This is a genomic window from Labedella gwakjiensis (assembly GCF_003014675.1).
Classification (GTDB): domain Bacteria; phylum Actinomycetota; class Actinomycetes; order Actinomycetales; family Microbacteriaceae; genus Labedella; species Labedella gwakjiensis.
Genome location: NZ_PYAU01000001.1, coordinates 2,502,390 through 2,520,813 on the forward strand (window position 1 = coordinate 2,502,390; position 18,424 = coordinate 2,520,813).

Below are 18,424 nucleotides of genomic sequence, written 5' to 3' on the forward strand. Positions count from 1 at the left end.
GACGGCACCGCCGAGCAGGAAATCCTCGTCGCGGGTCCGCTATGTAACGAGTCTGTTGCGAGAACCTCCCGGGGTTCGGGGCGGATCGTCACATTGGGTAACCTGACTGCATCCGTCCCCGCTGCCCTGCCGGGGACTCATTTGGAGGACATCTTGACTATCACCACCCGACGGGTCACCGTCTCGGGCATCGCCGGCCTCGGCGTCATCGCTCTTCTCGCCGGCTGCGGCCAGGCGCCCACGGAGAGCGGCACCGGCGGAGGCGACGCGGCGAGCGACTTCAAGCCCTGCATCGTCTCCGACGCGGGCGGCTTCGACGACAAGTCGTTCAACCAGGCGAGCTACGAAGGCATCACGAAGGCGGCCGACGAGCTCGGCACCGAGGTGACCGAGGTCGAGTCCGAGACCGAGGACGACTACGCCCCGAACATCACGAGCCTCGTCGACGAGGGCTGCAACCTCATCGTCTCGGTCGGCTTCGCGCTCGCCGAGGCAACGAAGGCCGCCGCCGAGGCCAACAGCGATGTCGAGTTCGTCATGCTCGACGACAGCTCGATCGAGGCCGACAACGTCAAGCCGATCATCTACGACACCGCTCAGGCGGCGTTCCTCGCCGGCTACGCGGCGGCTGACACCACGGAGACCGGCGTCGTCGGCACCTTCGGCGGCATGCAGTTCCCGACCGTCACGATCTTCATGGACGGCTTCGCCGACGGCGTCGCGTACTACAACGAGCAGAAGGACGCCGACGTCAAGGTCGTCGGTTGGGACGTCGACGCCCAGACCGGTTCCTTCACGGGTGGATTCGAGGCCAACGACACGGCCAAGCAGCTCGCCACGACGCTCATCAACCAGAACGCCGACATCCTGCTCCCCGTCGGTGGACCGATCTTCATCAGCGCGATCGAGGCCATCCGCGACTCGGGCAAGGACATCAAGATGATCGGCGTCGACGCCGACCTCTACGAGACCTACCCCGAGGGCAAGGAGTACTTCCTCACCTCGGTCCTCAAGCAGATGTCGACCGGTGTCGAGGACGTCGTCACGGCCGCCGGCAACGGTGACTTCGACAACACCGCATACGTCGGCACGCTCGAGAACGAGGGCGTCGGCATCGCGCCGTTCCACGACTTCGAGGACTCGGTGAGCGACACGCTGCAGAGCGAGCTCGACGAGATCTCCGCCGGCATCGTCGACGGTTCGATCGAGGTCACGTCGCCCGCTTCGCCCACCGCGGAGTAGGTCGACCGAGGATCGGCGCCCGCCCGTGTCGCGGGTGGGCGCCGATCGTTCATGCACATCGGGGGAGACCAGCCGTCCGGCTGGTCTCCCCCTCTGTTCCGTCTTACGATTGAGCGTCACCCGACGCTCGAACTCCGCCAGCACGCGATCCGTGCCCGGCATCTAGGGACCATCCAATGAAGCTCGAACTCCGCGGGATCACCAAGCGTTTCGGTGCCCTGACGGCCAACGATCACATCGATCTGGTCGTCGCTCCCGGCGAAATCCACTGCCTCCTCGGCGAGAACGGGGCGGGAAAGTCCACCCTGATGAACGTCCTGTACGGCCTGTACCAGGCCGACGAGGGCGAGATCCTGCTCGACGACGCCGTCCAGCACTTCGACGGGCCGGGAGACGCGATGCGCTCCGGTATCGGCATGGTGCACCAGCACTTCATGCTCATCCCCGTCTTCACCGTCGCCGAGAACGTCATGCTCGGACACGAGGAGACCACCTTCGGCGGCCGCCTCAACCTCGACGCCGCGCGCAAGCGCGTGCGGGAGATCTCCGACCGCTTCGGGTTCAGTGTCGACCCCGATGCCCTCGTCGGAGACCTCCCCGTCGGCGTGCAGCAGCGCGTCGAGATCATCAAGGCGCTCTCGCGCGACGCGAAGGTCCTCGTCTTCGACGAGCCCACGGCCGTCCTCACGCCGCAGGAGACCGACGAGCTCATGGCCATCATGCGCCAACTCCGCGACGAGGGCACCTCCATCGTCTTCATCACCCACAAGCTGCGCGAGGTGCGCGAGGTCGCGGACCGCATCACGGTCATCCGCCTCGGCAAGGTCGTGGGCGAGGCCCAGCCGACTGCGAGCAACTCCGAGCTCGCCGCCCTCATGGTGGGGCGCGCCGTCGAGCTCGTCGTGCAGAAGGGCCCGGCCGACCCCGGGGGAGCGGCGCTCGTCGTCGAGCACCTCGACGTCATCGACCCTCTCGGCCTCAAGGTCGTCAACGACGTCAGCTTCACGGTGCGCGAAGGCGAGATCCTCGCCATCGCCGGGGTGCAGGGCAATGGTCAGACCGAGCTCACCGAGGCGATCATGGGCCTCCAGCCGCGCGTGAGCGGCCGCGTGTCCCTCGGCTCCCAGACCCTCACGGGGCTGAGCGTCCGTCGCGTCCTCGACGCCGGCGTCGGCTTCGTCCCGGAGGACCGCACGGAGGACGGCCTCGTCGGCGAGTTCACGATCGCGGAGAACCTCATGCTCGACCGATCGCACGGGGAGCCCTTCGTCGTGCGCGGCTCCCTCCGTCGCGACCACCTCGACGAGTTCGCCGAGGAGAAGAAGAAGGAGTTCGACATCCGCGCCCAGTCCATCTCGACGGCCGCCGGTCGGCTGTCCGGCGGCAACCAGCAGAAGGTCGTGCTCGCGCGGGAGATGAGCCGGGATCTCCGGCTCCTCATCGCGGCTCAGCCCACCCGCGGCATCGACGTCGGCTCCATCGAGTTCGTCCACAAGCGCATGATCGAGACGCGCGACGCCGGCATCCCCGTGATCGTCGTCTCGACCGAGCTCGACGAGGTCGTCGCGCTCGCGGACCGCATCGCGGTCATGTACCGCGGATCGATCGTGGGGATCGTCCCGGGGGACACCCCGCGCGATGTGCTCGGCCTCATGATGGCCGGCGAGCGTCCGGCCGAGGTCGCCGCATGAGCGCGCCCGAGTCGACGACCGCCTCGACGACGCCCACGTCCTCGACACCCACGAGCACGCCTGAGCAGCCGCGTGCCAACGCGATCCTCAAGGAGATCACGGGTGGCAACGTGCTCATCACGGTGCTCGCCGTCTTCCTCGCTCTCCTCATCGGCGGCGTGCTCATCGCCCTCACGAACGAGGACGTGCAGGCGGCCGCCGGTTACTTCTTCAGCCGACCGCAGGACACGTTCCTCGCGATCTGGAACGCGGTCTCCGGCGCGTACGTCGCGCTCTTCCAGGGCTCGATCTACAACTTCCGCCGCGACGACTTCCTCACCGCGATCCGTCCGCTGACCGACACGCTGACCTACGCCGCACCGCTCATCGTCGCCGGTCTCGGCGTGGGGCTCGCCTTCCGCGTCGGGATGTTCAACATCGGTGGCCGCGGTCAGATGCTCATCGCCGCAGCGGCTGCCGGGTGGGTCGGCTTCTCCTTCGAGCTCCCGTGGGGCATCCACCTGATCGTCGCGGTCATCGCGGGAATCCTCGGCGGAGCGTTCTGGGGTGGCATCGTCGGCCTGCTGAAGGCCAGGACGGGTGCGCACGAGGTGATCCTCACCATCATGCTCAACTACGTGGCGTTCTACCTCGTGGCCTACATGCTGCGGACCCCCGGGCTCCTGCAGGCGCCAGGACAGGTGAACCCCAAGTCGCCGCCGATGCTCGAGACCGCGATCTTCCCGTCCCTCTTCGGGCCCGCGTACAAGCTGCACGCTGGCTTCATCCTCGTGATCCTCGCCACGATCTTCGTGTGGTGGCTCCTCAACCGGTCGAGCCTCGGCTTCCGCTTCCGCGCCGTCGGAGAGAACCCGAACGCGGCGCGCGTCGCGGGCATGGACGTGAAGAACATCTACGTCTACGCGATGCTCGTGTCCGGTGGCCTCCTCGGTCTCGCCGGAGTCATGCAGGTGCTCGGGACGGTGCCGACGGGCTTCAGCTCGGGCATCGATGCCGGGATCGGATTCGACGCGATCACGGTCGCCCTCCTCGGGCGCTCGCGACCGTGGGGCATCTTCGCCGCCGGCATCCTGTTCGGTGCGTTCAAGGCCGGCGGATACTCGATGCAGGCGTCACAGGGCGTCCCCGTCGACGTCGTCACGATCGTCCAGTCGCTCATCGTCCTCTTCATCGCAGCCCCGCCCCTCGTGCGTGCCATCTTCTTCCTGCCGGACGGCACACGGAGGCGACGCCGAACGACGCCGATCGTCACGAAGGAGGTCGCGGCCAAATGACCACCATCACGACCCCCGACGCCACGCCCGTCTCGGAGACGCTCGAGGCCACCGAGATCCGCAGTTGGAAGGCGCCCATCGCCCTCGCCATCTTCGTGATCGTCGCGGCGATCCTGTTCGTCGCCGTCGGTCGCGACGGCGAGACCACGTTCCGGCTCTCGTCCGACAGCGACCTCGTCCAGCTCGCGGACTGGGTCCTGCCAGCCCGCGGGACGGGAATCGTCGTCACCGTCCTTCTCGCCCTGCTGACCGCCCTCGTCGTCGGTCTCACGGTGGCCGGTTCGCGGCTCGGTCTCCGGACCCGCCGGATCGTGCTCGCCGCGTCGATCGTGGCGTTCACGTTCCTCTTCCTGCTCGGCTTCCTCACGTGGGCCGCCGCCGGAGCGGCGATCCCCGTCACGGGGCTCCTCCTCGGCACGGTGTCCCTCAGTGCGCCGCTCATCTTCGGAGCCCTCGGCGGCGTGATCTCGGAGCGCGTCGGCGTCGTGAACGTCGCGATCGAGGGACAGCTGCTGGCTGGCGCGTTCTGCGCCGCCCTCGTCGCGTCGATCACGGGCAACCCGTTCGCTGGGCTCATCGCCGCCATGGTCGCCGGCGTGCTCGTGAGCTTCGTGCTCGCGGCCTTCTCGATCAAGTACCTCGTAGACCAGGTCATCGTCGGTGTCGTGCTCAACGTGCTCGTGCTCGGGCTCACGTCGTTCCTCTTCTCGACGGTGCTCTCGCAGGACACGGCGAACCTCAACACGGCACCGCGTTTCCCGCGGTTCCCGATCCCCGTACTCAGCGAGATCCCCATCGTGGGACCTGTCCTGTTCCGCCAGACGCTCATCGTCTACCTCATGTACATCGCCGTCATCGCGGTCTACCTCGGTCTGTTCCACACGAAGTGGGGCCTCCGGCTCCGCGCCGTCGGCGAGCACCCGCAGGCGGCCGACACCGTCGGCATCCGCGTGAACGCCACGCGGTTCTGGAACGTGTCGCTCGCTGGCGCCGTCGCCGGTCTCGGTGGGGCGTACTTCACCCTCGACTCGGTCTCGAGCTTCGGCAAGGACATGACGGCAGGTGCCGGATTCATCGCCCTCGCCGCCGTGATCTTCGGCCGCTGGAACCCGATCAGGGCCACCTTCGCCGCGCTCCTCTTCGGCTTCGCGACGAACCTCCAGAACGTGCTCGGGGCGATCGGATCGCCCGTACCGAGCGAGTTCATGCTCATGCTGCCGTACGTCGTCACGATCCTCGCGGTCGCCGGCCTCGTCGGCTACGCACGGGGCCCGGCCGCCTCGGGAAAGCCGTACATCAAGTCATGACCGACATGTCGAACCACGCAGCCGACGTCGACTGGGACGCCCTGCGCGCCCTCGCCTCCGAGGCCATGCGAAAGGCCTACGTCCCGTACTCGAAGTTCCCCGTCGGGGTCGCGGCGATCGTCGACGACGGCCGGACCATCACGGGCTGCAACGTGGAGAACGCGTCGTACGGACTCACGCTCTGCGCCGAATGCGCCCTCGTGTCGACGCTCCATCTGACGGGTGGCGGCAAGCTCGTCTCCTTCACGTGCGTCGACGGCGACGGCAACATCCTCATGCCCTGCGGCCGGTGCCGCCAGCTGCTCTTCGAGCACGCGGCGCCCGGAATGCTGCTCGAGACGGTGTCGGGGGTGCGCACGATCGACGAGGTCCTCCCGGACGCGTTCGGTCCGAGCACGCTCGACGCCTACGCCCGCTGACACCTGCGGGATCTGGTCGGAGCGCACGAGCGCCCGACGCGAAAGGAACCACCATGAACGACACCGCCACCCCTGAGCAGATCGAGGCCTTCGACGTCGTCGACCTCATCCGGACGAAGCGTGACGGCGGCGAGCTCGCGACCGCGGAGATCGATTGGCTCATCGACGCCTACACGCGCCGCTACGTGGCCGACGAGCAGATGTCGGCACTCGCGATGGCGATCCTCATCCGCGGCATGAGCCGCCGCGAGATCCGCGACATGACGCTCGCGATGATCGCCTCCGGTGAGCGGATGGACTTCTCGGGTCTCGGCAAGCGCACGGTCGACAAGCACTCGACGGGCGGCGTCGGCGACAAGATCACGCTCCCGCTCATGCCTCTCGTGGCGTCCTTCGGCGTCGCCGTGCCGCAGCTGTCCGGACGTGGTCTCGGCCACACGGGCGGAACGCTCGACAAGCTCGAGTCGATCCCCGGGTGGCGGGCCGACCTCACGAACGAGCAGATATTCGCGCAGCTCCGGGACGTCGGGGGAGTGATCTGCGCTGCCGGAAGCGGCCTCGCCCCAGCGGACAAGCGGCTCTACGCGCTTCGAGACATCACGGGGACGGTCGAGGCTATCCCGCTCATCGCCTCGAGCATCATGTCGAAGAAGATCGCGGAGGGCACAGAGGCTCTCGTGCTCGACGTGAAGTTCGGTTCAGGGGCGTTCATGACCGACTACGCGCGCGCCGAGGAGCTCGCCCGCACCATGGTGGAGCTCGGAACCGATGCGGGTGTCGCCACGTCGGCCCTGCTCACCGACATGAACGTGCCGCTCGGCCTCGCGATCGGCAACGCGAACGAGGTGCGCGAGTCCGTGGAGGTGCTCGCGGGCGGGGGCCCGGCCGACATCGTCGAGCTCACGGTTGCCCTCGCCCGGGAGATGCTCGCGCTCGTCGGCCAGCCGGACGCCGACGTCGAGGAGGCCCTCCGCGACGGACGGGCAATGGACTCGTGGCGTGCCGCCATCGAGGCGCAAGGCGGCGACCCCGACGCGCCTCTTCCGGTCGCGCGTGAGACCCACACCGTCACGGCCGACCGTGACGGTGTCCTCAGCCGACAGGAGGCCCTTCCCTTCGGGATCGCCGCGTGGCGGCTCGGGGCCGGCCGCGCTCGCCAGCAGGACCCGGTCCTGCATGCGTCCGGGATCGACCTGCACGCGAAGCCCGGCGATTACGTCGTCGCGGGTCAGCCCCTCTTCACCCTCTCGGCCGACGACGACTCGCGCTTCGAGCGCGCGCTCGCCGCCGTCGATGGGGCGTGGGAGATCGCACCGTCCGGAACCGTCGTCGAGCGTGGCCCGCTCGTGCGCCAGCGCATCGGCTGATCTCAGATCCGCCCAGCCGCGTCGGTCGGCCCACGGTACGCTGAACCAGTGAGCACGAGCGACGACGAATACTATTCCGACGGCATCGACATCCGGGACCTCCCGAAGGTCTCGTTGCACGATCATCTCGACGGCGGACTCCGCCCGCAGACGATCATCGAGCTGGGTGAGGAGATCGGTCTCGATGTCCCCGCGTCGGAGCCCGAGGCCCTCGCCGACTGGTTCGTGGACTCCTGCTCGGCCGGCAACCTCCCGGACTACCTCAAGACGTTCGACCTCTCGATCGCCGTCATGCAGTCTGAGAAAGGACTCCGCCGAGTGGCGCGTGAGTTCGTCGAGGATCTCGTGGACGACGGCGTCGTGTACGGCGAGATCCGATGGGCACCCGAGCAGCACCTGCAGGGTGGTCTCACTCTCGACCAGACCGTCGTCGCCGTGCAGGAGGGCATCGACCAGGCGATCGACGACGCCGCCCGCGACGGGCGCGACATCCGTGTCGGCCAGCTCGTCACGGCGATGCGTCACGCGGATCGCGGCCTCGAGATCGCGGAACTCGCCGTCCGCCACCGCGACAGCGGGGTCGTCGGCTTCGACATCGCGGGCGCCGAGGCCGGGTTCCCGGCCAGCAGGCAGCGCGTCGCCTTCGACTACCTCGCCTCCGAGTACTTCCCGGTCACCGTGCACGCCGGTGAGGCCGACGGTCTCGAATCGATCCGGGGCGCGCTCCTCGACGGTCGCGCTCTGCGGCTCGGCCACGGCGTCCGCATCGCGGAAGACATCACGATCGAACGCAGCGACGACGAGAACGTCTACGTCTCGCTCGGTCGTCTCTCCCAATGGGTCAAGGATCGGGAGATCGTCCTCGAGCTCAGTCCGTCCTCGAACCTCCAGACCGGCGCGATCGCGCGCTGGGGTGCCGAGCTCGACGACCACCCGTTCGACCTGCTCTACCAGCTCGGTTTCCGCGTGACCGTCAACGTGGACAACCGCACCATGAGCGCCACGAGCCTCACCCGCGAGCTCGGCCTCCTGAGCGACGCGTTCGGGTACGACCTCGGCGACCTCGAGGCCTTCCAGCTCAACGCCGCCGCTGCGTCCTTCCTCCCACTCGAGGAACGAGAGGAACTCTCCGAGCGCATCTCGCAGGGCTTCGATGCCGCGGAGAATGACGCACCCTGAGCGCACCGTCCGGGGTGTTGATGGACAGCAAATGCTCGGCCTTCGAGCGCTACCCTGGAACAAGACGTCGAACAACGTCTTGACACACCGACCTCTGGACCTGCCGATGCCGCTGCCCCCGCTCACTGAAGCCTCCGTCCGATTGGGCGTCCCGGCTGCGACGTGGCGAGACGCCGTGCGCGCCGCCGGCGATGTACTCATCGCGGCGGGTTCGGTCGGGGTTACCTACACCCAGCGCATGATCGACGTGATCGAGGAGTTCGGCGCCTACGTGGTGATCGCGCCGGGCCTCGCTCTCGCGCACGCACGGCCGGGCGAGGACGTCCTCGCCGACGGGCTCTCGCTCGTCACCCTCGCGGAGCCCGTGTCGTTCGGCCACGCGCACAACGACCCCGTCAGCGTCGTCATCGGTCTCGCCGTCACGACGGCCGACGCCCACGTCACGGGTATCGCCGACCTCGCCAACGCCTTCAACGACCCGGAACTGGTTCCCGCCTTGAGCGCCGCGGCGACGCCGTCGGACGCCATCGCTCTCGTCCTGCACAGCACCTCTCGAGGAGTGTCATGAAGATCGTCGCGGTCTGCGGTGCTGGTGTGGGCACGTCCGGCATCCTCAAGGTCAACGCCGAGCGTGCGCTCGCGCGACTCGACATCGAGGCCGACGTGACCGCGTCAGACGTGGCCTCGCTCGCGACGACCGCAGCGGACGCCCAGGTGATCCTCACGTCCCCGGAACTCGTCGACAAGATCCCACCGACGTGGGCGGACATCGTTGTGGTGCAGAACTACGTCGACATGGCCGAGATCGAGCAGAAGCTCTTCGACGCGCTGGGCTGAATGAGCGCCCAGGGCTGAGCGTCCGCCTCCCGCCCTCTTCTCGCCTCAGGCGACGAGGTCGGCCACTCCGGCACGCAGCGCCGCGAGTCGCGCGTCGGCCTCCGCTATCCGTTCGGCGAGAGTGCCGGTGTCGCTCGAGACGTCGATGTAGACCTTGAGCTTGGGTTCCGTGCCGCTCGGCCGCACCATGACGCGCGACCCGTCCTCGAGCCGGAAGCGGAGGACGTCGCTCGGCGGGAGGGAGCCGAAACCTCCGGCCAGGTCCTCCACGCGCTCCACCCGCACGCCGCCGATGTCCCGGGGAGGCGTGTCGCGCAGTCGGGTCATCGTCGCCGTGATCCTGCTGAGGTCGTCGACGCGCACCGACACCTGATCGCTCGCGAAGTGGCCGAACGTCTCGCTGAAGCGGTCGAGCTGGGTCGCGATGTCGGATCCCTCGGCGGCGAGCCGTGCGGCGAGGTCGAGGAACGCGACGGCCGCGGAGATGCCGTCCTTGTCGCGCACGGTCTCGGGGTTCACGAGGTAGCCGAGCGCCTCCTCGTAGCCGAAGACGAGGCCGGGTGCCCGCGAGACCCACTTGAAGCCCGTGAGGGTGTCGGCGAACTCGAGCCCGTAGTGCTTCGCGACAGCAGCGAGGGCGGGCGACGACACGATCGAGCATGCCAGTGTGCCCTCTGCGGCAGCCTCGTCGTGCGATGACAGTGATTCCGCCGCACGCCATCCGAGGAGCGAACCCACCTCGTTTCCGGTGAGTCGTCTGTAGCCCGTCGGCTGCGTCGCGTCGGGGATCGCGACGGCGAGGCGGTCGGCATCGGGATCGTTCGCGATGATGAGATCGGCCGAGTGCTCTCGAGCCGAGGCGTACGAGAGGTCGAGCGCACCCGGCTCCTCGGGATTGGGGAACGCGACGGTCGGGAAGTCCGGGTCGGGGTGCAGCTGCTCCTCGACGAGGATCGGTGCGGCGAACCCGGCGGCCTCGAGCACGCGAGAGGTGGTCTCCCACCCGACGCCGTGCATGGCCGTGTACACGACGACCGGCTGCGCGGCCGGAGCGGCCGCAGCGACGGCGGCCGTGCGGGAGACGTAGGCATCGACGACAGATTCGTCGGCGACCTCGAAGTCGTCGGAACGGGGCAGATCGACGATCGATCCCGCCGCCACGACGTCGATCGCCGCGGCGATCTCCGCGTCGACGGGTGAGACGATCTGGGAACCGGCGTCGCGGCCACCGAGGTAGACCTTGTAGCCGTTGTCGCGCGGCGGGTTGTGACTCGCTGTCACCATCACGCCGGCACTCACGTCGAGGTGTCGCACGGCGAAGGCCAAGACGGGCGTGGGAAGCAACCGGGGGAGAAGGACGGCGCGGATACCGGCCCCCGCCATGATCTGGGCGGTGTCCTCGGCGAAGATGCGCGAGTTCTTCCGACCGTCGTAGCCGATGACGATCGACGGGTTCGGACCGGAGGCGAGCAGCCAGTCCGCGAGTCCTCGTGCCGCCTGCGTCACGAGGACCCGGTTCATCCGGTTGGGACCGGCGGCCAGCTCGCCGCGCAGGCCCGCCGTGCCGAACGCGAGCCGCGAGTCGAACCTGTCGGCGAGTGCGGCCTCCGCCTCAGCGGACCCGCCCTCGACGGCGTCGATCAGGTCCTGCAGCTCTGCGCGGGTCTCCTCGTCCGGGTCCTGCGCCAGCCACGCCTGGGCGCGGGCGAGACGACCGGCGCTCACAGGCGCTCCACCACGCGGGCGAGGAGATCGCTGATGACGGGCTCGGCCGCCCGCCCGGCCTCGATGACCTCCTGATGGCTGAGGGGGGTCTTCTGGATGCCGGCCGCGAGGTTGGTGATGAGGGAGAAGCCGAGGATCTCCATACCGGCCTGACGTGCAGCGATGGCTTCGAGGGCCGTGGACATCCCGACGATGTGGCCGCCGATGGCTTTCGCCATCTGGACCTCCGCCGGCGTCTCGTAGTGGGGGCCGCGGAACTGGGTGTATACGCCCTCGTCGAGGTCTGGCGCGACCTCCCGGGCGATCGCTCGGAGGCGCGCGGAGTAGAGGTCGGTGAGGTCGATGAACGTCGCGCCCTCGAGCGGGGAGTCCGCCGTCAGGTTGATGTGGTCGCTGATCAGGACCGGGGTCCCGGGGGTCCACGTCTCTTTGATGCCACCTGCGCCGTTCGTGAGGATCATCGTCTTCACGCCGGTCGCGGCGGCGGTCCGCACGCTGTGCACGACACGACGGACGCCGTGGCCCTCGTAATAGTGGGTGCGCGCTCCGATGACGAGTGCGTGCTTCCCGGATGGAAGACGGACCGAACGCAGCGTTCCGACATGCCCCTCGAGGGCGGGCTTCGAGAAGCCGGGGATCTCGGTCGCGGGGATCGTCGCGACGGTCTCGCCGATGAGTTCGGCGGCGCGGCCCCACCCGGATCCGAGGGTGAGGGCGATGTCATGCCGCGCGACGCCGGAGATCTCGGCGATCCGCTCGGCGGCCTGCGCGGCGACGGTGAACGGATCGACGCCCGGAGCGTCCAACGGATTCGACGAGGATTCAGCCATTCCTCCACTCTAATCGTCGGCACTCCGTCCTCCTCGTCGCCCGGCCGAGCAGCGCGACGGTCCGCCGTGGTGCTCTCCTCCACCGGCCGTCGTCGGCACCCGGACGACGAATTGGTGCGCGCGTCTCCGGACTGCGAGAATCGGGACATGGCTTACGAGTTTGAGCGGAAACAGCGGATCGCCGTACTCGGCGGAGGGCCAGGCGGGTACGAGGCCGCCATCGCAGGAGCGCAGCAGGGGGCTGAGGTGACCCTCGTGGAGCGCCAGGGGGTCGGCGGCTCGGCCGTCATCACCGACGTCGTCCCGTCGAAGAGCCTCATCGCCACGGCCGAGGCCGCCATCGCTGTCCGCGAGTCCTCCGAACTCGGCGTCCAGTTCTACGGTCGCAACTCCGACGGCAAGCCGATCCGGCCCGAGGTCGCGGTGAACCTCGCGGCCGTGAACAAGCGCCTGCTCGGGCTCGCGCGACAGCAGTCGGAGGACATGCATTCGACGCTCCTCGAGAACGGCGTCCGCATCATCAATGGCGAGGGGCGGCTCGACGGTCGCGACGCCGTGATCGTCTCGACCGAGCCGGGCGGCGCCGGCACCGACTTCGACCGTATCGAGGCCGACACCATCGTCGTCTCGGTCGGTGCGAGCCCGCGCATCCTGCCGACGGCCATCCCCGACGGCGAGCGCATCCTCACCTGGACGCAGCTCTACAACCTGTCGGCCATCCCCGACCACCTCGTCGTCGTCGGCTCCGGCGTCACGGGAGCAGAGTTCGCCTCCGCCTACCGCGCCCTCGGGTCGGAGGTCACCCTCGTCTCGAGCCGTGACCAGGTCCTCCCGGGAGAGGACGCCGACGCTGCGGCCGTGATCGAGCGCGTCTTCAAGCGCAACGGCATGACGGTCCTGTCGAAGTCGCGCGCCGAGTCCGTCGTGCGTTCGGGCACGGGCATCGTCGTGACGTTGTCCGACGGACGCACGGTCGAGGGCAGCCACTGCCTGATCGCGATCGGTGCGGTACCCAACACCGCCGGGATCGGCCTCGAGGAGGCCGGAGTGCAGATGTCGGAGAGTGGGCACATCCGCGTGAACCGCGTCGCGCGCACCTCCATCCCGAACATCTACGCCGCCGGCGATTGCACGACATTCCTGCCGCTCGCTTCCGTAGCGTCCATGCAGGGACGCACGGCGATCTTCCACGCCATGGGCGACGCGGTCACCCCGACCGAGTTGCGGAACGTGTCGGCGAACATCTTCACCCAGCCGGAGATCGCGACCGTCGGCTGGACGCAGAAGCAGATCGAGGACGGCATCGCTCAGGGCGACATCTACAAGCTGCCGCTCGCGTCGAACCCTCGCGCGAAGATGATGGGGATCAAGGAGGGCTTCGTGAAGCTCTTCGCCCGGACGGGCTCCGGCACGGTGATCGGCGGTGTCATCGTGGCCCCGAAGGCCTCCGAGTTGATCTTCCCGCTCGCGCTCGCCGTGGAGCACCGCCTCAACGTCGACCAGGTCGCGCGGGCGTTCGCGGTCTACCCGTCCCTCACAGGCAGCATCACCGACGCGGCGAAGGCGCTCCACATCGTCCTCTAACCCCAAAAAGATCGCGATACGGCACGAAATCCCATGCTGTATCGCGATCTTCATGGGGTCAGGGGAAGGCCCGTCGTCGTCCTGAGACGAGCCCAGCGTTTCGGAGGATGTAGACGAGTCTGTGGCGACTCAGCGCGTCGGCGTGGCTCCACCGTGCGAAGCCGTCGACGGTTCGTCGAAGCTCGTCCTCGCGTCTCTTCTCCGCGAGCACCGCCACCCGCGCCGTCGAGTCATCGCCATACTTCCCAGCACCGTCGGCCTCGCCGATGACGCCGAAATCCGGCCACCAGAAGTCCACCCGGGCGACGGCGCCGTTCTGAAGGACGAACGGATGCTGGAGGATCGGCGGGGGGAAACCCTCCTCGCTCATCCGCACACGGCTGAACGACTCGAGAGGGGATTCGGCCAGCGACGAGGCGAACGCGGCGACGGCCGCGGCACGTCGGCTGCCCGGCGTGCCCTCGATTCGCTCCGCTGCTGACTGCAGTTCCTCACGAGTGACCAGGGCGCCCGCGTCGGGCCGGGCCCGGAGCGCGCTGTCCGCCGTCACCACGGCGTCGGCGAAAGGGACGATCGTCGCGATATCCATGACCGTCTGAGCGGGAGTGGTCAGAAGGATCTCGCCCAGGCGCGTCACCTCGTGACGGGCTGCGTCGGTCCCATGTCGTCGGAACGACCCGGACGAACGACCACGCCCGGGTGCGGCAAGCACGTCGACCGTCGTGGGCCATCCGCCCCACACATCCATTCCCCAGAGAGACGCGGCGGAGAAGTGGGACACGACCGGGTCCGACGACACGCGTTCGACGGCGGCCAGGACCCGGAGTCGGTAACGGCGGTCCGGTCCGAGCTCGCGCCAGTCTTCTCCCGTGATGTACGTGCCGGGGGCGATCGTCATGAGTTCTGCGCGGCGGAGGGCCCGGTCGAGGTCGGCGGTCGAGTCGCCCATCGCGATTCGGTCTCGTCGTCGAATGAGTCTGTGTTCGTCGGATTCCATCCCGACACGATGCGGGTTGCGTCGCCGCGAGGAGGGGTGCTGCGCGGATCACGTGCAGAGACATGCTCTCCACAGCCCACAGCGCACCAAGAAGATCGGGATACCCCGCGAAATTTCGTGCTGTATCCCGATCTTTTTGGGGTTAGGAGGAGGGGAGGGAGAGGAGGCGGTGGCCCGAGGAGACGGTCTGACCGGCGGGGGCATCGATCGACGTGACCGTGCCGTCCTTGTGGGCCGTGATCGGCTGCTCCATCTTCATGGCCTCGAGAACCAGGAGGAGATCGCCCTTCACGACGGCCTGACCCTCCTCGACGGCGATCTTGACGATCGTCGCCTGCATCGGTGCCTTCACGTCGTCGCCCGTCGCCGCGGCGGACGAAGCCGTCGACGAACCGCGACGCGGGGGAGGGGTCGCGCTCCGCCCCCGGGGACTCGTCGTCGGGAGGAGCGCCTGCGGCAGATTGACCTCGAGCCGCTTGCCCGAGACCTCGACGACCACGGTGTGGCGGTCGGCCGGGGCGTCGGTGTCGGACAGTTCGCCGTCCCACGGCTCGATGCCGCCCGCGAACTCCGTCTCGATCCAGCGAGTGTAGACACCGAAGCGCCCGTCCTCCGCAGTGAACGCGGGGTCGCGCACGATGAGGCGGTGGAACGGGAGCACCGTCGGCAGTCCCGACACCTCGAACTCGTCGAGCGCACGACGGCTTCGCTCGAGCGCCTGCGCGCGGTCGCGGCCCGTGACGATGATCTTGCCGAGCAGGGAGTCGAACGCGCCCGAGATGCTGTCGCCGGCCGTGACGCCCGAGTCGAGCCGGATTCCGGGACCGCCGAACGTCTTGAAGACGTGGATGGGGCCGGGCTGCGGGAGGAAGCCGCGACCAGGGTCCTCGCCGTTGATGCGGAACTCGATCGAGTGGCCGGTGGGTACCGGGTCGTCGTAGTCGAGGACGCCGCCCTCCGCGAGACGGAACTGCTCGCGGACGAGGTCGATGCCGGTGACCTCCTCCGACACGGGGTGCTCCACCTGGAGTCGCGTGTTGACCTCGAGGAACGAGACGGTGCCGTCCTGGCCGATGAGGAATTCGCACGTGCCGGCTCCGAGATAACCGACCTCGCGCAGGATCGCCTTGGACGCGCGGTACAGCTCGGCGGTCTGCTCGTCGGTGAGGAACGGGGCCGGAGCCTCCTCAACGAGCTTCTGGTGACGCCGCTGCAGCGAGCAGTCGCGCGTGGACACCACGACCACGTTGCCATGGGCATCGGCGAGGCACTGCGTCTCCACGTGGCGCGGCTTGTCGAGGTACTTCTCGACGAAGCACTCGCCGCGGCCGAACGCCGCGATCGCCTCACGGGTGGCGGATTCGAAGAGCTCGGCGACCTCGTCGCGCTCCCGCGCGACCTTGAGTCCGCGCCCGCCGCCGCCGTAAGCGGCCTTGATCGCCACGGGCAGACCGTGGGTGTCGACGAAGTCGAGTACCTCGGCAGCATCGGCGACCGGGTTGAGGGTGCCCGGGGCGAGGGGAGCGCCCACGCGCTCGGCGATGTGTCGAGCGGAGACCTTGTCGCCGAGCTTCTCGATCGCATCGGGCGACGGGCCGATCCAGACGAGGCCGGCGTCGATGACGCTGCGCGCGAAGTCGGCGTTCTCGGCGAGGAATCCATAGCCGGGGTGCACGGCGTCGGCGCCGGAGCGTCTGGCGACACTGAGGATCTTCTCGATGACGAGATAGGTGTCGGCGCTCGTGTTCCCGTCGAGGGCGTACGCCTCGTCGGCGAGGCGGACGTGGAGCGCGTCCCGATCCTGGTCGGCGTACACGGCGACGGAGCCGATTCCGCTGTCACGAGCGGCGCGGATCACACGGACCGCGATCTCTCCCCTGTTGGCGATGAGGACCTTCGAAATGCGTGGCACAAGAGACGAGTCTATGGGGGCGACGACCCCGTGCTGTGAGGAACATACACAAAAATGGCCGCCGAGCGCGTGGGAATCGACTAAAGCGTCTGTGGGGCTCGTGCGTTCACAGGGCCCCGCGTCGGTTCCACAGGGAGGTCCACTCGTGACCGGACTCCCGCACCAGCCGGCGCAACGTGGGGAGGGAGAGCCCGACGACCGTGGACGGATCGCCCGACACCGCGGTGATGAAGGGGGCGCCGAGACTGTCGATCGTGAAGGCGCCCGCGACCGCGAGCGGCTCGCCCGAGGCGACGTACGCGTCGATCTCGGCATCGGAGATGTCGTCGGCGAAGGTGACGGTGGCCGCCGCCGTCCGACCGCGTGCACCCCGGATGGTGCCGGAAGCGGGATCGACGTCGATGATCCAGTGTCCGGAGTGGAGGGTGCCGGTGCGTCCCCGTTGGAGGCGCCACCGTTCCGTCGCCCGATCCGGGGTGTGCGGCTTGCCGTAGATCTCGCCGTCGAGTTCGAACATGGAATCGCCGCCGAGGATGAGGCCGGGTTCGCCGCCGGTGGCGATCACCGCGTCCACGACGGCCTCGGCCTTCGCGCGGGCGAGCAGCGCGACCACCTCGGGAGGGGTGAGGGTCCGACTCGCCGCTGCGTCGGCGAGCACGGCATCCTCATCGACGGAGGAGGGGAACACGACCGGCTCGACGCCGCTCGAGCGCAGGAGCGCGAGTCGCGCCGGAGACGTGGAGGCGAGGTAGAGAAGCAGGAGGAGGTCCTCTCTCACGCGGGCTGTGACATGCTCGAACGCATGGCCGACACACCCGACATCGTGGATTTGACGATCACCAACGTAGCTCACGGAGGGATCTTCGTGGCTCGTCACGAGGGCCGCGTGATCTTCGTCCCCGACACCATGCCGGGGGAGGTCGTGCGCGCCCGTCTCGTCGACACCCGCAAGAAGAGCTTCTGGCGGGCGGAGACGCTCGAGGTGCTCGAGGCCTCACCCGATCGGGTCGAGCACATCTGGTCGGCGGCGTCGATCGACCGCGAGCCGGGCGACCGGGCGGGCGGCGCCGAGTTCGGCCACATCGCGCTACCGGCCCAGCGCCGACTCAAGGGCGAGGTGTTGTCCGACGCCCTCGTGCGCTTCGGCGGCCTCGAGACGGGCGACCCCGTGACGCGGACGGTCGTGCAGCCGACGCCCGGCGACGCGTCGGGTGACGGACTCGGCTGGCGGACCCGTGTGACGCTCCATGTGGACGGCGACGGTCGGGTCGGGCCGTTCGCGGTCCGCTCGCACCGTGTCATCCCGGTCGACGACCTGCCGCTCGCGACGGCCGCGGTCGCCGAGGCCGCACCGCTCGGTGACGTGCTCTCGGGCTCCGAGACGGTCGACGTCGTACAGTCGGAGGACGCGGTCCTCGTCGCCGTGGATGGTGTCGCCGGCGGCGGCACCGTGCGGGAGCGCGTCGGCGATCGCGTCTACACGCTCGATCCGCTCGGCTTCTGGCAGGTCCACAGGGAGGCCGCTGACGTCCTCAGCGAGGCCGTCGCCGGAGCCGTCGACCCCGACCGGTTCGACCCGTCGGCACCGAACCTCGACCTCTACGGCGGCGTCGGGCTGTTCGCCGGCACTCTCGCGGATCGTTTCGGCCGGGGAATCCGCATCACGACCGTCGAGGCCGAAGCGTCGGCCACCGATCATGCCGCTGAGAACCTCGCGGACGTCCTCGGTGCACGCGCCGTCACCGCTCGTGTCGACCGCTTCGTGCGAGGGATCGGAGACGAGACGGGGGCCGAACGCTACCGCGACGCCACCGTCGTCCTCGATCCGCCCCGCTCCGGAGCCGGCACGGCCGTCGTGAGGTCGCTCACCACGCTCGCCCCTGCTCAGATCGTCTACGTGGCGTGCGACCCGGTCGCGCTCGCCCGGGACACGCGGACCCTCCGGGAGGACGGCTACGAGCTCACCGCTCTCCGTGCGTTCGATCTCTTCCCGCACACTCACCACGTGGAAGCCGTCGCGACCTTCGTGCGCGCCGGGAACGTCCGTCCGTGACGCTACG

16 protein-coding genes are annotated in these 18,424 nt (G+C 68.8%); 11 read left to right on the forward strand and 5 right to left on the reverse strand.

Annotated features, from left to right (window positions below):
* The first annotated feature begins 153 nt into the window (after positions 1 to 153).
* The 9 genes from CLV49_RS11790 to CLV49_RS11830 all read left to right on the forward strand — a co-directional run bounded on the left by CLV49_RS11790 (position 154) and on the right by CLV49_RS11830 (position 9,316).
* Complete coding sequence (locus tag CLV49_RS11790) at positions 154 to 1,242, forward strand: BMP family lipoprotein (protein ID WP_106565061.1); 1,089 nt, start codon at positions 154 to 156, stop codon at positions 1,240 to 1,242.
* A 176-nt stretch (positions 1,243 to 1,418) separates the two neighbouring features.
* Positions 1,419 to 2,933 carry an ABC transporter ATP-binding protein gene (locus CLV49_RS11795; RefSeq protein WP_106563712.1) on the forward strand — a complete coding sequence of 505 codons (1,515 nt, stop codon included), beginning with the start codon at positions 1,419 to 1,421 and terminating at the stop codon, positions 2,931 to 2,933.
* On the forward strand, positions 2,930 to 4,207 hold the full coding sequence (locus CLV49_RS11800) for an ABC transporter permease (protein WP_106563713.1): 1,278 nt from the start codon (positions 2,930 to 2,932) through the stop codon (positions 4,205 to 4,207). The genes CLV49_RS11795 and CLV49_RS11800 overlap by 4 nt, the downstream gene beginning before the upstream one ends.
* Positions 4,204 to 5,514, forward strand: a complete 1,311-nt coding sequence (locus tag CLV49_RS11805) for an ABC transporter permease (RefSeq protein ID WP_106563714.1) — start codon at positions 4,204 to 4,206, stop codon at positions 5,512 to 5,514. The genes CLV49_RS11800 and CLV49_RS11805 overlap by 4 nt, the downstream gene beginning before the upstream one ends.
* The gene (locus CLV49_RS11810; RefSeq protein ID WP_106563715.1) at positions 5,511 to 5,933 is read left to right on the forward strand and encodes a cytidine deaminase; all 423 of its coding nucleotides are present in this window, start codon (positions 5,511 to 5,513) and stop codon (positions 5,931 to 5,933) included. The genes CLV49_RS11805 and CLV49_RS11810 overlap by 4 nt, the downstream gene beginning before the upstream one ends.
* Positions 5,934 to 5,986: 53 nt before the next feature.
* Complete coding sequence (locus CLV49_RS11815) at positions 5,987 to 7,300, forward strand: thymidine phosphorylase (RefSeq protein ID WP_106563716.1); 1,314 nt, start codon at positions 5,987 to 5,989, stop codon at positions 7,298 to 7,300.
* Between the two features lie 48 nt (positions 7,301 to 7,348).
* The gene (locus CLV49_RS11820) at positions 7,349 to 8,479 is read left to right on the forward strand and encodes an adenosine deaminase (RefSeq protein WP_106563717.1); all 1,131 of its coding nucleotides are present in this window, start codon (positions 7,349 to 7,351) and stop codon (positions 8,477 to 8,479) included.
* 106 nt (positions 8,480 to 8,585) lie between these two features.
* The gene (locus tag CLV49_RS11825; RefSeq protein WP_106565062.1) at positions 8,586 to 9,047 is read left to right on the forward strand and encodes a PTS sugar transporter subunit IIA; all 462 of its coding nucleotides are present in this window, start codon (positions 8,586 to 8,588) and stop codon (positions 9,045 to 9,047) included.
* Positions 9,044 to 9,316, forward strand: a complete 273-nt coding sequence (locus tag CLV49_RS11830) for a PTS sugar transporter subunit IIB (protein ID WP_106563718.1) — start codon at positions 9,044 to 9,046, stop codon at positions 9,314 to 9,316. The genes CLV49_RS11825 and CLV49_RS11830 overlap by 4 nt, the downstream gene beginning before the upstream one ends.
* 45 nt (positions 9,317 to 9,361) lie before the next feature.
* Here CLV49_RS11830 and CLV49_RS11835 read toward each other — a convergent pair whose 3' ends face one another.
* Together CLV49_RS11835 and CLV49_RS11840 are read right to left on the reverse strand one after the other, a co-directional pair.
* A complete protein-coding gene (locus CLV49_RS11835) occupies positions 9,362 to 11,041 on the reverse strand; it encodes a phospho-sugar mutase (RefSeq protein WP_106563719.1) in 1,680 nt (559 codons plus the stop codon).
* Positions 11,038 to 11,871, reverse strand: coding sequence for a purine-nucleoside phosphorylase (locus CLV49_RS11840; protein WP_106563720.1), 834 nt, complete (start codon positions 11,869 to 11,871; stop codon positions 11,038 to 11,040). Before CLV49_RS11840 ends, CLV49_RS11835 begins: the two co-directional genes overlap by 4 nt.
* Before the next feature lie 147 nt (positions 11,872 to 12,018).
* Between CLV49_RS11840 and CLV49_RS11845 the strand changes: the two genes are divergently transcribed.
* Positions 12,019 to 13,455: an NAD(P)H-quinone dehydrogenase gene (locus CLV49_RS11845; RefSeq protein WP_106565063.1), complete on the forward strand. Its 1,437-nt coding sequence runs from the start codon at positions 12,019 to 12,021 to the stop codon at positions 13,453 to 13,455.
* A 58-nt stretch (positions 13,456 to 13,513) separates the two neighbouring features.
* Here the strand turns inward: CLV49_RS11845 and CLV49_RS11850 are convergent, their stop codons facing one another.
* The 3 genes from CLV49_RS11850 to CLV49_RS11860 all read right to left on the reverse strand — a co-directional run bounded on the left by CLV49_RS11850 (position 13,514) and on the right by CLV49_RS11860 (position 17,124).
* Complete coding sequence (locus tag CLV49_RS11850) at positions 13,514 to 14,404, reverse strand: hypothetical protein (RefSeq protein ID WP_106563721.1); 891 nt, start codon at positions 14,402 to 14,404, stop codon at positions 13,514 to 13,516.
* A gap of 190 nt (positions 14,405 to 14,594) precedes the next feature.
* Positions 14,595 to 16,364, reverse strand: coding sequence for an acetyl/propionyl/methylcrotonyl-CoA carboxylase subunit alpha (locus tag CLV49_RS11855; protein WP_106563722.1), 1,770 nt, complete (start codon positions 16,362 to 16,364; stop codon positions 14,595 to 14,597).
* Positions 16,365 to 16,470: 106 nt separating this feature from the next.
* Positions 16,471 to 17,124 (reverse strand): Maf family protein, encoded by a 654-nt coding sequence (locus CLV49_RS11860; RefSeq protein ID WP_106565064.1) that lies wholly within the window; start codon positions 17,122 to 17,124, stop codon positions 16,471 to 16,473.
* A 42-nt stretch (positions 17,125 to 17,166) separates the two neighbouring features.
* Between CLV49_RS11860 and CLV49_RS11865 the strand changes: the two genes are divergently transcribed.
* Complete coding sequence (locus CLV49_RS11865; RefSeq protein WP_106565065.1) at positions 17,167 to 18,417, forward strand: class I SAM-dependent RNA methyltransferase; 1,251 nt, start codon at positions 17,167 to 17,169, stop codon at positions 18,415 to 18,417.
* Positions 18,418 to 18,424: the final 7 nt, after the last annotated feature.